The following is a 13,921-nucleotide window of genomic DNA, read 5'->3' as shown; positions in this document are numbered from 1 at the left end:
GGAGGCCTGCCCTCAACTGCCCTGCGCGCCGCTCGCCCGGCGGCGCAGGAGCATGGTCCCGCCGACGGCGGCCGCGGCCAGTACGGCCGCACCCGCCGCGATCTGGGTGGTCGCCGGGTTCACCTCCGGCGACTCGGAGTCTCCCGCGTGCGCCCCGGGGCCGGCGAAGCCCGTGCAGGCGACTGCCGACGCGGTACCGGTCAGCAGGCGGGCGGTGGTACGCATGGCGGTCCTCCGGGGAAGCGCGGTGGTGCACCGGATCGTCTTCTCTACCGAGGTAAGGCGCAGCCGTCACACCCTGCCTGCTGATGGGCAATCAGATTCACCGGCCCGGTGCGGCGTGTCGCACTGGACGGGAAGTGTCCCCGCAGGTCATCGGCGGTGACAAGGGATCGGATGGCCTGAGGGGCCAGGCGTGCTGAACGGGTGAGGGAGCGAAGGGGGAGAGGGGACGAGGTGAACGGGTGAACGAGTGAACGGGGGAAGAGGTGAAAGGGGAAGGGCGCCGGAGGCGCCGGCCGTCGGATCAGGTCCCACTCCACTGCGTCGTACGCAGCCCGCACCGTCTTCATCGGATCCGCGTCGGCCGCGTGCTCCACCTCGTCGCAAGAGCCGCTTGACCTCAACCAAGCTTCAGGTACGAGGCTCTTCTCCATGGACACCACGCCGCAGGAAAACACGCAGGAAATCACGCAGGAAAGCACCGGGGAGACCATCCCGAGCGCCGCGGAAAGCGCCCCGGAAAGCATCCCGGAAGGCACCCGGGAGAGCCCCGCCACCGCTCCTCTGAAGCTCGCCGTCATCCTCAGCAGCAACCGCGAGGGCCGTTTCGGTCCCGTCATCTCCGACTGGTTCCTCTCCCGGGTCGCGGAGCGCGACGACTTCACCGTCGAGCTGGTCGATCTGGCCGCGTCGGAGCTGCCCAGCGCCCTCTCCTTCAGGCCCACCCCCGAGGTGCAGGCCGAACTCGCCAAGGTCTCCCCGAAGCTGGAGGACGCCGACGCCTTTGCCGTCATCACACCCGAGTACAACCACTCCTTCCCCGCCTCCCTCAAGTCCCTCATCGACTGGCACTTCGGCGAATGGCAGGCCAAGCCCGTCGGCTTCATCTCGTACGGCGGAATGTCCGGCGGGCTGCGCGCCGTCGAGCAACTGCGCCAGGTCTTCGCCGAAATGCACGCCGTCACCGTCCGCGACACCGTCTCCTTCCACAACGCCGCCACGCACTTCGACAGCAACGGGCAGCACAAGGACCCCGCCGCCCCCGATGCCGCCGCAAAGGCGATGCTCGACCAGATCGCCTGGTGGGGCCACGCCCTGCGGAACGCCAAGTCCACGCACCCGTACGCGGGTTGAGGGCCACGGACCATGTTGATCAGGCTCCTGGGCGAACGGCTGCGCCCCTACTCCAGGACGATCGTGCTGGTCGTTCTCCTCCAGCTGACCCAGACCCTTTCCACCCTCTATCTGCCCACCCTCAACGCCGACGTCATCAACAACGGCGTACTCACCGGCGACACCGGCCATGTGCTGTCCATGGGCGGGGTGATGGTCGCCGTCACCCTGCTCCAGATCCTGTGCGCCGCGGCAGCCGTCTACTTCGGTGCCCGCGTCGCCATGGGCGTCGGCCGTGATCTGCGCTCCGCCGTCTTCACCCGCGTCCAGGACTTCTCCGTACGGGAGATGAGCCGATTCGGCGCCTCCTCCCTCATCACCCGCACCACCAACGATGTGACACAGGTGCAGACGCTGACGGTGCTCGGCCTGACCATGCTGGTCGCCGCCCCGCTGACCTGCCTCGGCGGCATCGTGATGGCGGTCAACCAGGATGTGCCGCTCTCGCTGCTGCTCCTGATCTTCGTGCCGCTGCTCGGTGGGGCCATCGGGCTGATCATGCGGCGGATGCCGCCGCTCTTCCGCGGTATGCAGAAGCGCATCGACCAGGTCAACCGGATGATGCGGGAGCAGATCACCGGCATCCGCGTCGTACGGGCCTTCGTCCGCGACGCGCACGAGCAGCGGCGCTATGCCGACGCCAACCAGGACCTGATGACCGTCGCCCTGCGGGCCGGCAGGCTCCAGGCACTGATGTTCCCGACCGTCGTCATCGTCTGGGAACTCGCCATGGTCACGATCATCTGGTTCGGCAGTCACCGCCTCGACTCGGGCGATATGCAGGCCGGTTCGCTGATCGCCTTCCTCAGCTATCTGATGCAGATCCTGATGGCCGTGATGATGACGGCCTTCCTGCTGATGCAGGTACCGCGGGCCCAGGTCAGTGCCGAGCGCATCCAGGAGATCCTGGACACCGAGCCGTCCGTCACCCCGCCCGCCGCCGCGGTGACCGAACTGCGCGGAGCAGCCCGACTGGAGATCCGAGGCGCCGACTTCAGCTACCCGGGCGCCGAGGAGCCGGTCCTGCGCGGCGTCGACCTGATCGCCCGCCCCGGCCGCACCACCGCGGTCATCGGATCCACCGGCAGCGGCAAGACCACCCTGCTCAACCTGGTGCCCAGGCTGTTCGACGCGACCGGCGGGGACATCCGGGTGGGCGGTGTGGACGTACGGGACGTGGAGCCCGGACTGCTGGCCCGCACCGTCGGACTCGTACCGCAGAAGCCGTACCTCTTCTCCGGCACCGTCGCCTCCAATCTGCGCTACGGAAACTCCGCCGCGAGCGACGAGGAACTGTGGCGAGCCCTGGAGACCGCGCAGGCCGCCGACTTCGTACGGGAACTGACGGAAGGCCTGGACGCACCGGTCGCCCAGGGCGGCTCCAACCTCTCCGGCGGACAGCGCCAGCGCCTCGCCATCGCCAGGGTGCTCGTCACCCGCCCCTCCGTCTACCTCTTCGACGACTCCTTCTCCGCACTCGACTACGCCACCGACGCGGCCCTGCGAGCCGCCCTGGAGCGGGAGACCGCAGACTCGACCGTCGTCATCGTCGCGCAGCGTGTCTCCACCATCCGCGGCGCCGACCTGATCGTCGTCCTCGACGAGGGCCGGGTCGTGGGCTCCGGCACCCATGAAGAGCTCATGCGGTCCAACCCCACCTACCGGGAGATCGTCCTCTCCCAGCTGACCGAGGAGGAAGCCGCATGAGTGCTGTCCCCGAGCGCCGGGGGCCCGCGCCGGTGCGCGGTCCGGGAGCCATGAGCACCCCCGCCCTGGAACGCTCCCTCGACTTCCGCGGCTCCGGCCTGCGCCTGCTGCGGATGATGGCTCCCGAACGTGCTCTGCTCCTCGCCGTCCTCGCCGCCGGCACGGCAGGCGTCGCCCTCTCCGTACTGAGCCCGAAGATCCTCGGCCACGCCACCGACCTCGTCGTCTCCGGTGCCGGAGGCCCGAGCGGCGTCGACTTCCCGGCGCTGGCCCAGGTCCTGGCCGTCGTCATCGGTGTGGTCGTTGTGTCCGCCGCCTTCACCTGGGTGCAGTTGCGACTGGCGATGGTCATGGTGCAGCGCGTCGGCTACCGGCTGCGCGAGCAGGCCGAGACCAAGCTGGCGCGGCTCCCGCTCTCCTACTTCGACAAGCAGCCGCGCGGCGAGATCCTCTCCCGCACCACCAACGACATCGACAACATCACCCAGACCATGCAGCAGGCCTTCATCCAGATGGTGCGGGCCTTGCTGACCATCGTCGGCGTACTGGCGATGATGTTCTGGATCTCGCCGCTGCTGGCGCTGGTCGTGCTGGCGACCGTCCCGCTGTCGGTGCTGCTGGCGGTACGGATCGGCAGGCGGGCCCAGCCGCAGTTCGTACGGCAGTGGTCCGTCACCGGCAAGCTGAACGGCCATATCGAGGAGATGTACACCGGCCATGCCGAGGTGCTGGTCTTCGGCCGCAGGAAGGAGGCCGTGCAGACCTTCGACGAGCTCGGCGAGAAGCTGTACGAGGCGAGCTTCAGGGCCCAGTTCATCTCGGGTGTCATCCAGCCCGCGATGACCTTCGTCGGCAACCTCAACTATGTGCTGATCGCGGTGATCGGCGGGTTGCGGGTCGCCTCGGGATCGCTCTCCATCGGCGATGTGCAGGCCTTCGTCCAGTACTCGTACGAGTTCAACGGGCCGATCACACAGGTCGCGGCGATGGCCAACCTCCTCCAGTCGGGGGTGGCCTCCGCGGAGCGCGTCTTCGATCTGCTCGACGCGGAGGAGGAGTCCCCGGCGCCCGCCTTCCCGCAGCGCCCCGACCGGGTCACCGGCAGGGTCTCCTTCGAGAAGGTCGCGTTCCGGTACGAGCCGGACAAGCCGCTCATCGAGGATCTGTCGCTGAGTGTGGAGCCGGGGCACACGGTGGCGATCGTCGGGCCGACGGGGGCCGGGAAGACGACCCTGGTGAATCTGCTGATGCGGTTCTACGAGGTGACCGGCGGCCGGATCACTCTGGACGGCGTGGACATCGCGAAGATGTCGCGTGAGGAGCTGCGTTCCGGGATCGGGATGGTGCTCCAGGACACCTGGCTGTTCGGCGGCACGATCGCGGACAACATCGCGTACGGGGTGCCGGGCGAGGTCTCGCGCGAGCGGATCGTCGAAGCGGCCATGGCCACCCACGCCGACCGGTTCATCCGTACGCTCCCCGGCGGCTACGACACCGTGGTCGACGAGGAGGGCGGTGGCCTGAGCGCGGGCGAGAAGCAGCTGATCACCATTGCTCGGGCGTTCCTCACCGAGCCGTCGATCCTGGTGCTGGACGAGGCGACCAGCTCGGTGGACACCCGTACCGAAGTGCTCATCCAGCGCGCGATGTCGTCGCTGCGCCGGGGCCGTACGAGCTTTGTGATCGCGCACCGGCTCTCCACCATCAGGGACGCGGACGTGATCCTGGTGATGGAGGCGGGACACATCGTCGAACAGGGCACGCACGAGGAGCTGCTGGCGGCGGGAGGGGCATACGCCCGGCTGTACGCGGCTCAGTTCGCCGCGGCCTCAAGTCCGTCCGGCGTTTGAGGCGTCCCCTCAGGGGGCTGGGGCGAAGCCCCGGCAGGGCGGGCGGCCGGGACGTGCTCATCACGAACAGCGGGACGTGGTGCAACAGCCGTGCGTACGGTGGCGTGAGTGATCAGTAGGAGACTTGGATCCCGTCCCTGCGAGCCCTGACGACCGCTGAACCAACCTCGACGACCGCTGACGACCCTGACGAGGAGCCTGTCCTGTGTCCCTGGCACCGACCGCACCGACCGCACCGACAGTACTGGCTGCTCTGACCGTACTGACCACGACCGACAGCGCCGAGAAGGCGGAAGCGCTGGCGCGGGGCGCGGTGGAGGCGCGGCTGGCCGCCTGCGCCCAGATCTCCGCCCCGGTCACGTCCGTCTACCACTGGCAGAACGCGATCGAGACCGCCGAGGAGTGGCAGGTTCTGTTCAAGACGTCACAGGCCCGCTACGCCGAGCTGGAAGCGCATCTCGTGGCTGCCCACGACTACGACACCCCGGAGATCATCGCGACGCCGGTGGTGCGCGGCAGCGCGGCGTACCTGGCGTGGATCGACGCGGAGACCGCTGCGCCGTGACCGGGTCCACGTCGGTGTCCAGAACCGAGGGGCAGCTCCCGTTCTTCGTCTACGGCACGCTGCGTCCCGGCGAGTGCAACCACGAGCTGTTCCTGCAGGGCCGCACGGCGGTGGAGGAGCCGGCGCGGCTGGTGGACGCGGTGCTCTACGAGGGCCCGGGCTATCCGTACGCGGTCGATGATCAGGGCGGCGGCACGGTCGCGGGTGAGGTGGTGACGGCGGCGGAGGGGGAGTACGGGGAGCTGCTCGCCGTACTCGACCACCTCGAGGAGTACGTCGCGCCGGGCCACCCGCGCAATCTGTACGAGCGGGTGGCGCGCGACGTCGTCCGTCCGGACGGCACGGCGGTACGGGCGTGGGTCTACGTCGCCGCGCCGAGCGTCGCCGGGAAGCTGAGGGCGACCGGCACCCCCGTCCCCGGCGGCGACTGGAGTGGCCGGCTCAGCCGGTGACCAGGGCTTCTGCGGGTGCAGGCTGCTCCGCGCGCTCCACTCGTACCGCGCACACCTTGAACTCCGGCATCCGCGAGGTCGGGTCGAGCGCCGGGTTCGTCACCGAGTTGACCCGGCCCTCGCCCGGCCAGTGGAAGGGCATGAAGACGGTGTCCGGCCGGATCTTGGTGGTGATCCGGGCGGAGCCGACGGCCCGCCCGCGCCGCGAGACGACGGCGAGGGGCTCACCCTCGGTGGCGCCGAGGCGCTCGGCGAGCTGCGGATGAAGCTCGACGAAGGGCCCGGGGGCAGCGGCATTGAGCTCGTCGATCCGCCGGGTCTGTGCCCCCGACTGATACTGGGCGACGACCCGTCCGGTGGTCAGCAGTACGGGATAGTCGGCATCGGTCTCCTCGGCGGCGGCCCGATGCCCCACGGCAACGAACCGAGCCCGCCCGTCAGCTGTGGCAAACCGCTCGAGAAAGAGCCTGGGCGTCCCGGGGTGGGACCCGGGGCCGACACCGGGCGCACGATCGCCTGACCCGCCTGACCCGCCTGACCCGCCTGACCCGCCTGACCCGCCTGACCCGCCTGACCCGCCTGACCCGCCTGACCCGCCTGACCCGCCTGACCCGCCTGACCCGCCTGACCCGCCTGACCCGCCGCCGGGCCGGACCACGGCCCCGGGCCCCGGGGCGTCGGCGCGGGTGCCCGGATCGCCGGTCGCGGCTTCCTCCGTCGCATCCGCTTCCCCCGTCGCATGCGCTTCCTCGGGGCAGGGCCAGAACACCCCGTCCTCCTCCGCGATCCTGCGGTATGTGATGCCCGAGTAGTCCGCCGGGCCGCCCGCCGACGCCCTGCGCAGTTCCTCGAAGATCTCCTCCGCGTCCGACGGGAAACCCTTCTCGTGGCCCAGCAGCGCCGCCAGCCCGCCCAGTACCTCCAGGTCGCTGCGGACTCCCGGGGGTGCCTGTACCGCCTTGCGGCGCAGCAGGACCCGGCCCTCGAGGTTCGTCGTCGTGCCCGTCTCCTCCGCCCACTGCGTGACCGGGAGCACCACATCGGCGATCGCCGCCGTCTCGGACAGCACCACATCCGCGACCGCGAGGAAGTCCAGCGAGCGCAGCCGCCCCTCCACATGCGCGGCGCGCGGCGCCGACACCAGGGGGTTCGAGCCCATCAGCAGCAGCGACTTCACCTCCCCGCCCAGCGCGTCCAGCAGCTCGTACGCACTGCGCCCCGGCCCCGGCAGTGTCTCCGGCTCCACGCCCCACACCCGTGCAACATGCTCCCGCGCCGCCGGGTCGTCCAGTTTCCGGTAGCCCGGCAGCTGGTCCGCCTTCTGGCCGTGTTCGCGGCCGCCCTGTCCGTTGCCCTGACCGGTCAGACAGCCGTAGCCGGACAGCGGCCGCCCCGCCTGCCCCGTCGCGAGGCAGAGATTGATCCAGGCGCTGACGGTGTCCGTGCCCTTGGAGTGCTGTTCGGGGCCGCGCGCCGTGAGCACCATCCCGGTCGGCGCGTCACAGAACATCCGTACCGCTTCCCGCAGTTCGGGAACACCGACGCCGGTGATCCGCTCGACGAACTCGGGCCAGTGCGCCATCGCCGCCGCCCTGGCTTCTCCCCATCCGCTCGTACGGTCCCGGATGAACTCCTCGTCCGTACGCCCCTCCGCCACCACCACATGCAGCAGCCCGAGCGCGAGCGCCAGGTCCGTCCCCGGCCGGGGTGCCAGATGCAGATCGGCCTGCTCCGCGGTCCTGGTCCGGCGCGGATCGACGACGATCAGCTTGCCGCCGTTCCCCCGGAGCTCGGTCAGATAGCGCAGCGCGGGCGGCATCGTCTCGGCGAGGTTCGAGCCGACGAGGATCACGCAGCCGGCGCGCGGAATGTCCTCCAGCGGGAACGGCAGCCCGCGGTCGAGGCCGAACGCCCGCTGGTGCGCCGCGGCGGCCGACGACATGCAGAAGCGTCCGTTGTAGTCGATCTGCGACGTGCCGAGCACCACGCGGGCGAACTTGCCGAGCGTGTACGCCTTCTCGTTGGTCAGGCCCCCGCCCCCGAAGACGCCCACCGCATCGGGTCCGTACTCCGTCCGCGTACGCCGCAGCCCCTCCGCGACCGTCCGAAGGGCCTCCTCCCAGGTGGCCGGCTCGAGCCTGCCTGTGGCGGGGCGTCGGACCAGGGGCTCGGTCAGGCGCACCCGGGAGGAGAGCAGCGCGGGGGCTGTGCGGCCCTTGCCGCACAGCGCACCCCGGTTGACGGGGAAGTCGGGGCGCTCCACCACCTCGACCGCCTCGGATCCGCCGCGCAGATTCATGCCGCACTGCAGAGCGCAGTAGGGACAGTGGGTCGGGGTGGTCTCGTCGGGCATACAGCCAGCGTGCGACGTCTGTGTTACGCGGACGGGCGCTCCGGATTACGGCCGGGGTACGCCCACCTCCGCCGTCCCTCTCCGCTCCCGTGAGGTGCTGCCCGCCTCTGCTGCCCGGTTCGCCCGCCCCGCCCGCCGGCCGCCCCGCCTGCCGGCCTGCCCGGTAGGTCGGCCTGTCCGGTAGGTCGGTCTGTCTGTCGGCGCCGCTTCAGGCGCGGCGGCCCAACAGGGCGAGCAGCCTCGTCTGCGGGCTGTCGCCCGGTGGCGGCTCGATGGGCGCGGCGAAGAGGCCGGATTTCGACAGGCCCGCTGCGTACGGTGTGACCTCGTCCAGCGCGAAATGCACCAGCACGTCCGGCAGCCGCTCGTCCGCGCCGATCGCGCGGGACAGATCCCAGGTGTGTACGACGGCGTCCGTGATCATCTGCGCGCAGTACGCGACGGCCGGGGTCTCCCCGTACGACAGCTCGACGGTCTGCTCCAGCGCGCCCTCGGCGGCGAAGGCCTTGCGCGCGGCGCGGGCGGCGGCGTCCCAGGTGGCCCGCGGGTTCCGGCCGAGGACATCGCCGTCGTAGGAGTCGCCGATGTCCTCGATGGTGGCCCCGTCGCTCACCAGGTCGGGGACCCACAGCTGTTCCCCGGTGAGATGGTTGACGAGATCGCGTACGGACCAGTCGGTGCAGGGCGTCGGGTCGTCCCACTGGTCGGCCTGCACGGAGTGGACGCGGTCGGTGAAGAGCGCGAGCGCTTCGGTGTGCCGGGCGAGCAGGGCTGCCACATCGTTTTCCATACAGTCACTGTTCCCTGCCGGGGATGCCGGCGCGAGATCTGTCGGCCCGGTGTGGCTGTCGTGTCGCCACGGGGCATCACCGCGTCACGCCGCCTGCCGCCGCGCGCCGCCGCGGGGCACCCGTGTCACACCCTGCGCGCCGGGTCAGCGACCGGCCGCGGCGAGCGCGTCCCGCACACCCGCCTCCTCGGTCCCCAGGAACCGCGGATCCGGTGTGAGCACCGCATCCAGCGCCGCCTTGCCGGCCGCGAACAGCTCCCGCGCCCCGCCGTAGAACCAGGTCGCGTCGTGAGGCTCGGCGACCCCGACTCCGTACGATTCGACCCCTGCCGCTTGGCAGAGCGCGACGGCCCGCCGGATGTGGAATCCCTGAGTCACCAGGACCGCCCGCTCCACCCCGAAGATCTTCTTGGCGCGTACGCACGAGTCCCAGGTGTCGAACCCGGCGTAGTCGCTGACGATCCGCCCGTCCGGCACCCCGCGCTCGGTGAGATACGTGCGCATGGCGTCGGGCTCGTCGTACTCCACCCGGCTGTTGTCCCCGGTGACCAGCACGACCTTGACCTTGCCCGCCCGGTACAACTCGGCGGCGGCGTCGAGCCGGTGAGCGAGATAGGGCGTGGGGCGGCCCTGCCACAGCCCTGCCCCGAAGACGACGGCGACGTCCTGTGCCGGGACCTGCGCGACGGTACGGACGCGGCTGTCGGCCACGGCGTGCATCCAGGTCGCGGGCGCGAGCGCGAGGACGCACCCGAGCATGACCGCCTGCACGCCTCGCCGCTGGGCGCGCCGGGTGCGCGGCAGTCCCGGGAGAGCCGGCCGCTTCACTCGGGGCCTCTTCGATGTCTTCACGCCTGGTCAGACGCCGACCGGGGCGGATCGGTTCGGTCGGCGCCCACCCGAACCGGCCAACGGGAACCGCGCCGGCCGGAGACCTGTCGCGACCTGTCGCGCGGACCGCGGCAACCGGAGACCGCGGCACGCGAACCCGACCTCGCACTGGCCATCGCGGCATGCGCCGGGCCATGATCTGCTTCATGATCACGGGAATCGACAAGGACTCGTGGGTGCGTACGGCCGCCCGCAACAACGCCGAGTGGTGCGACGCCATGTGCCGTGCTCACGGGCTCCCGGGTACGTTCGGCGACCGCGCCTGGGCCAGCGCGCGGCGGACCCCGCCGCTGTACCCCGACGCCGTGACGCTGGTCGCGGACGCGTCGGAGGGGGAGGTCCTGGGCGGGATCGACACCGGCGCGCCGGGGTGCTCGGTCAAGGACAGTTTCGCGTGTCTGGACCTGGCCCAGGACGGCTTCGAGGTGCTCTTCGAGGCGGAGTGGCTGTACCGGCCGGCGGGTCTGGCGGCTCCCGTAGGGCCGCGGGGGATCCAGTGGGCGAGGCTGCGGACGGCGGAGGAGCTGCTTGCCTGGGACGCGGCCCGGGACGGCGGACAGGGCCTGACCGGCCTGTTCCGGTCGGAGCTGCTGGCCGACGTCGCGACGTCGGTTCTCGCCGCGCACGACACCGACGGGCGGATGGTCGCGGGCGCGGTGGCGAGCCGGAGTCCGGATGCGACGGGCATCTCCAATCTGTTCACCGTGAACGGCGATCCGGGCAACGGGACAGGCGACGCATCGGGCAACGAGCCCGGCGGGGGCCTGGACGGCGCCTGGGCCGGGTGTCTGGCGGCGGTGGCCCGGTGGTGGCCGGGGGTGCCGGTCGTCGGGTACGAGCAGGGCGAGGATCTGGCCGCGGCGGTTCGTCATGGCTGTGTGCCGGCCGGTCCGTTGCGGGTGTGGCTCGCATCCGGGCCGGGTGCCGGCCAGGAGGCGGGCAACGGGGGACCGGCCGCCGCCGAGTCGTAGACCGCGGTCCCGGGCCGGCCCGCCGCGAAGGCGTCCGAACCGGCGGGCAGAGAAGCGGGTCGAAGGCGTGCGCCCCGGGCGGACAGCAGCGGGCCGGGGCGTCACGGCGGCGGCCCGCGGGCCGGGCTGCTGCCCGCCACATCCGCGTTCGGCCACTCCGCGCGTCCGGGCCCCCGGCAGCGGCCGCGAACGCATCCACCGGGTATCCACCGGCTCGGTCCGGCTCGGTCCGGCTCGGTCCGGCCCATGGCGGGACCGCCTCCCCCGCCCCTCCCGTCCCGACCCCTTCCCGACTCGATGCTCCCCGTCCCGATGTCGGTCGCAGTGGGTGAGGTGTCTGACAGTGCCGCCGGGGAGCCCGTGAGGCCATGGAAAACACCCGTCACCCTCACGCAATGACCCGGCAACCTGCGCCCGGCAGGATCGGTCCATGACGGAGCCGGCACACCTTCGTGAGTCCCTGCCCCTCGACAGCACGGCGCAGCTGCTCTCGCGCATCACCACGCAGCTCGGCACCCAGCTGAGTCACGTCAGACTGAACGGAACCCGCATGCGCATGCCTCCCACCGCAGGGCCCGCCCACCGGCCGACCCTCGTCGCCGTCGCCCACGGCAGCCGTGACCCGCGCGCCCTGCACACCGTCACCACCCTCCTCGACCGGGTCCGCGAACTGCGCCCCGGTCTCGATGTCCGCCTCGGCCACATCGAACTGAACGAGCCCCTGCTGCCCGACACCCTCGCTTCGCTGGACACACGGCCCCACCGGGCCGTTCTCGTACCGCTGATGCTGGGCCGCGGCTACCACGTCAAGCACGATCTGCCGGAGGCCGCCGCAGCCGTCCCCGGTGCCGACATACGCATCGCTGCCCCGCTCGGCCCCCACCCGCTCCTCGTCGAGGCGCTCTGCTCCCGGCTGACCGAGGCGGGCTGGCGCCCCGAGGACGGCACCAGCCGTAGCGCCGGAGTCGTCCTGGCCGCCGCCGGCTCGCGCGACCCCGACTCGGCCGCCGACGCCCGGCGCACCGCCGACCTGCTCAGCGAGCGCCTCGGCGGGGTGCCCGTCGTCCCCGCGTACGCCTCCGCCGCCGCGCCCGCCGTCCCCGCGGCCGTGCGCGCGCTGGCCGCCCGCGGCCGGCACCGGATCGCCGTGGCCTCCTACTTCGCCTCCCCGGGCCTGTTCGCCACCCGCAGCGCCGCCGCCTCGCCGTGGATCGCCGCCGCCCCGCTCGGCGCGCACCCGGCCCTGGCCCGGCTGCTGCTGCACCGCTACGAGGAGGCGCTGACCACGTCGCACCCCACTCAGCACCGCGAACTCGCCTCTGCCTAGGGGGTGTCTTCCGGATCGTGCCGGGCTGCCCCCGCCTGATCCCGCCTGACCCCGCCTGTCCCCGCCTGATCCAAAGGCACCCCTGGCCACCGCACTCAGCGGCGCGAACTCGCCCGTGCGCAGCCACCACCGTCACCCGCCTGTCACCGGCTCCGGATACCGTCGGTGCATGGAAGGCACCACCAGCACCACCTCATACGATTCATACGACCCCGATGTGTACGACGAGGCGGCCACCGTCCGGTGGGCGGCCGAGCCGGACAAACGCCCCGGCCGTACCGCCTTCCAGCGCGACCGCGCGCGCGTGCTGCACTCCTCCGCACTGCGCCGCCTCGCCGGCAAGACCCAGGTGGTCACCCCCGGCACACGCACCCAGGTCTGGGACGCCAGCCCGCGCACCCGGCTGACCCACTCCCTGGAATGCGCCCAGGTCGGGCGCGAACTGGGCGCGGCGCTCGGCTGCGACCCCGATCTGGTCGAGGCCGCCTGCCTCGCCCACGACATGGGCCATCCGCCCTTCGGGCACAACGGTGAGCAGGCCCTCAACGACTTCGCCAAGGACTGCGGCGGCTTCGAGGGCAACGCCCAGTCGCTGCGGCTGCTGACCCGGATCGAGCCCAAGCGGTTCGTCCACAGCGACGCTGTGGCATCGGGTGCTGCCGCGACCGAGGGCGAGCTGGTCAGCGTCGGCCTCAATCTCACCCGGGCCACCCTGGACGCCGCCACCAAATATCCCTGGCCGCGCGGCGGGCACCCCACCGAGCCCGGCTCGGTGAAATTCGGGGTGTACGAGGACGACCTGCCGGTCTTCGAATGGGTCCGCCGGGGCGCACCCGAGCACCGCAAGTGCTTCGAGGCCCAGGTCATGGACTGGTCGGACGATGTGGCGTATTCGGTGCACGACTTCGAGGACGGCCTGCACGCCGGCCATGTCGACCCCGGCGCCCTCCTCTCCGAGCAGGAGCGCAGCGCCATCTGGGCGGTGGCGATCGGGCGGTACGTCCCCGAGGACACCGACCCGCAGGAGCTCGCCGACGCCCTCGACCGCCTCGTCGGCCAGGAGTGGTGGCCGCACCACTACGACGGCTCAGCCGTCGCCCAGGCCCGGCTGAAGGACGCGACGAGCCAGCTCATCGGCCGTTTCTGTCTTGCCGCCGAGGGCGCAACCCGCCGGGCGTACGGCACCGGGCGGCTCACCCGGTACGCCGCCGAGCTGGTCGTCCCGCTCGCCACCCGCAACGAATGCGCGGTCCTCAAGGCCGTCGCCGACCGTTATGTGATGCAGCGCTCCGAGCAGGAGGCCCTCCGCGCCGATCAGCGCATCGTGCTGGCCGAGCTCGCCGAGGCTCTCACGGCCCGCGCCCCCGAAGGCCTCGACCCGCAGTTCCGGGCCCTGTTCGAGACGGCACCGGACGACAGGGCGCGCAAGCGGGTGATCGTCGACCATATCGCCTCCCTCACGGACGCCTCGGCGCGCGCCCTGCACGCCCACCTCACGGGCCGCCGCTGACGTCGCGCCGCGCCTGATCCGCGCCGCCCCCTGATCCGCGCCGCGCTCACGTTGCGCCGCTGTCCTGATCCCCCTGGTCCACCCTGAGACCGTTATGCCCGATATGACAC

12 protein-coding genes are annotated in these 13,921 nt (G+C 71.6%); 8 read left to right on the top strand and 4 right to left on the bottom strand.

What is annotated here, in order from left to right:
- Positions 1 to 12: 12 nt before the first annotated feature.
- Positions 13 to 225, bottom strand: coding sequence for a hypothetical protein (locus tag OG883_RS24125; protein WP_266544457.1), 213 nt, complete (start codon positions 223 to 225; stop codon positions 13 to 15).
- 429 nt (positions 226 to 654) lie between these two features.
- Here OG883_RS24125 and OG883_RS24120 point away from each other — a divergent pair, with 429 nt between their 5' ends.
- From OG883_RS24120 to OG883_RS24100, 5 genes are all read left to right on the top strand, one after another.
- The gene (locus OG883_RS24120; protein ID WP_266544453.1) at positions 655 to 1,356 is read left to right on the top strand and encodes an NADPH-dependent FMN reductase; all 702 of its coding nucleotides are present in this window, start codon (positions 655 to 657) and stop codon (positions 1,354 to 1,356) included.
- 12 nt (positions 1,357 to 1,368) lie between these two features.
- Positions 1,369 to 3,102 carry an ABC transporter ATP-binding protein gene (locus OG883_RS24115; protein ID WP_266544450.1) on the top strand — a complete coding sequence of 578 codons (1,734 nt, stop codon included), beginning with the start codon at positions 1,369 to 1,371 and terminating at the stop codon, positions 3,100 to 3,102.
- Positions 3,099 to 4,952 (top strand): ABC transporter ATP-binding protein, encoded by a 1,854-nt coding sequence (locus OG883_RS24110; RefSeq protein WP_323180959.1) that lies wholly within the window; start codon positions 3,099 to 3,101, stop codon positions 4,950 to 4,952. The genes OG883_RS24115 and OG883_RS24110 overlap by 4 nt, the downstream gene beginning before the upstream one ends.
- Positions 4,953 to 5,157: 205 nt before the next feature.
- Positions 5,158 to 5,517 (top strand): divalent-cation tolerance protein CutA, encoded by a 360-nt coding sequence (gene cutA, locus OG883_RS24105; protein WP_266544447.1) that lies wholly within the window; start codon positions 5,158 to 5,160, stop codon positions 5,515 to 5,517.
- The gene (locus OG883_RS24100; protein WP_266544444.1) at positions 5,514 to 5,969 is read left to right on the top strand and encodes a gamma-glutamylcyclotransferase family protein; all 456 of its coding nucleotides are present in this window, start codon (positions 5,514 to 5,516) and stop codon (positions 5,967 to 5,969) included. Before cutA ends, OG883_RS24100 begins: the two co-directional genes overlap by 4 nt.
- Here OG883_RS24100 and OG883_RS24095 read toward each other — a convergent pair.
- From OG883_RS24095 to OG883_RS24085, 3 genes are all read right to left on the bottom strand, one after another.
- Positions 5,959 to 8,322, bottom strand: a complete 2,364-nt coding sequence (locus OG883_RS24095; RefSeq protein ID WP_266544440.1) for a molybdopterin oxidoreductase family protein — start codon at positions 8,320 to 8,322, stop codon at positions 5,959 to 5,961. The genes OG883_RS24100 and OG883_RS24095 overlap by 11 nt on opposite strands.
- Positions 8,323 to 8,530: 208 nt before the next feature.
- Positions 8,531 to 9,112, bottom strand: coding sequence for a TIGR03086 family metal-binding protein (locus OG883_RS24090; RefSeq protein ID WP_266544437.1), 582 nt, complete (start codon positions 9,110 to 9,112; stop codon positions 8,531 to 8,533).
- A 144-nt stretch (positions 9,113 to 9,256) separates the two neighbouring features.
- Positions 9,257 to 9,871 carry a vancomycin high temperature exclusion protein gene (locus OG883_RS24085; RefSeq protein WP_266549387.1) on the bottom strand — a complete coding sequence of 205 codons (615 nt, stop codon included), beginning with the start codon at positions 9,869 to 9,871 and terminating at the stop codon, positions 9,257 to 9,259.
- Positions 9,872 to 10,149: 278 nt separating this feature from the next.
- Here OG883_RS24085 and OG883_RS24080 point away from each other — a divergent pair, with 278 nt between their 5' ends.
- The 3 genes from OG883_RS24080 to OG883_RS24070 all read left to right on the top strand — a co-directional run bounded on the left by OG883_RS24080 (position 10,150) and on the right by OG883_RS24070 (position 13,811).
- Positions 10,150 to 10,974 (top strand): hypothetical protein, encoded by an 825-nt coding sequence (locus OG883_RS24080; protein ID WP_266544434.1) that lies wholly within the window; start codon positions 10,150 to 10,152, stop codon positions 10,972 to 10,974.
- A gap of 430 nt (positions 10,975 to 11,404) precedes the next feature.
- The gene (locus OG883_RS24075) at positions 11,405 to 12,301 is read left to right on the top strand and encodes a sirohydrochlorin chelatase (RefSeq protein WP_266544430.1); all 897 of its coding nucleotides are present in this window, start codon (positions 11,405 to 11,407) and stop codon (positions 12,299 to 12,301) included.
- A gap of 169 nt (positions 12,302 to 12,470) precedes the next feature.
- Positions 12,471 to 13,811: a deoxyguanosinetriphosphate triphosphohydrolase gene (locus tag OG883_RS24070; protein WP_266544428.1), complete on the top strand. Its 1,341-nt coding sequence runs from the start codon at positions 12,471 to 12,473 to the stop codon at positions 13,809 to 13,811.
- Positions 13,812 to 13,921 lie beyond the last annotated feature (110 nt).

The sequence above is a fragment of the Streptomyces sp. NBC_01142 genome (assembly GCF_026341125.1).
Classification (GTDB): Bacteria; Actinomycetota; Actinomycetes; order Streptomycetales; family Streptomycetaceae; genus Streptomyces.
This window is presented reverse-complemented; position numbering and strand designations above follow the sequence as displayed.

What these genes read in the sequence shown, in the direction of transcription:
- OG883_RS24125 (WP_266544457.1), bottom strand. Translation starts at nt 225, where the DNA reads ATGCGTACCACCGCCCGCCTGCTGACCGGTACCGCGTCGGCAGTCGCC.
- OG883_RS24120 (WP_266544453.1), top strand. Translation starts at nt 655, where the DNA reads ATGGACACCACGCCGCAGGAAAACACGCAGGAAATCACGCAGGAAAGC.
- OG883_RS24115 (WP_266544450.1), top strand. Translation starts at nt 1,369, where the DNA reads ATGTTGATCAGGCTCCTGGGCGAACGGCTGCGCCCCTACTCCAGGACG.
- OG883_RS24110 (WP_323180959.1), top strand. Translation starts at nt 3,099, where the DNA reads ATGAGTGCTGTCCCCGAGCGCCGGGGGCCCGCGCCGGTGCGCGGTCCG.
- OG883_RS24095 (WP_266544440.1), bottom strand. Translation starts at nt 8,322, where the DNA reads ATGCCCGACGAGACCACCCCGACCCACTGTCCCTACTGCGCTCTGCAG.
- OG883_RS24090 (WP_266544437.1), bottom strand. Translation starts at nt 9,112, where the DNA reads ATGGAAAACGATGTGGCAGCCCTGCTCGCCCGGCACACCGAAGCGCTC.
- OG883_RS24085 (WP_266549387.1), bottom strand. Translation starts at nt 9,871, where the DNA reads ATGCTCGGGTGCGTCCTCGCGCTCGCGCCCGCGACCTGGATGCACGCC.
- OG883_RS24080 (WP_266544434.1), top strand. Translation starts at nt 10,150, where the DNA reads ATGATCACGGGAATCGACAAGGACTCGTGGGTGCGTACGGCCGCCCGC.
- OG883_RS24075 (WP_266544430.1), top strand. Translation starts at nt 11,405, where the DNA reads ATGACGGAGCCGGCACACCTTCGTGAGTCCCTGCCCCTCGACAGCACG.
- OG883_RS24070 (WP_266544428.1), top strand. Translation starts at nt 12,471, where the DNA reads ATGGAAGGCACCACCAGCACCACCTCATACGATTCATACGACCCCGAT.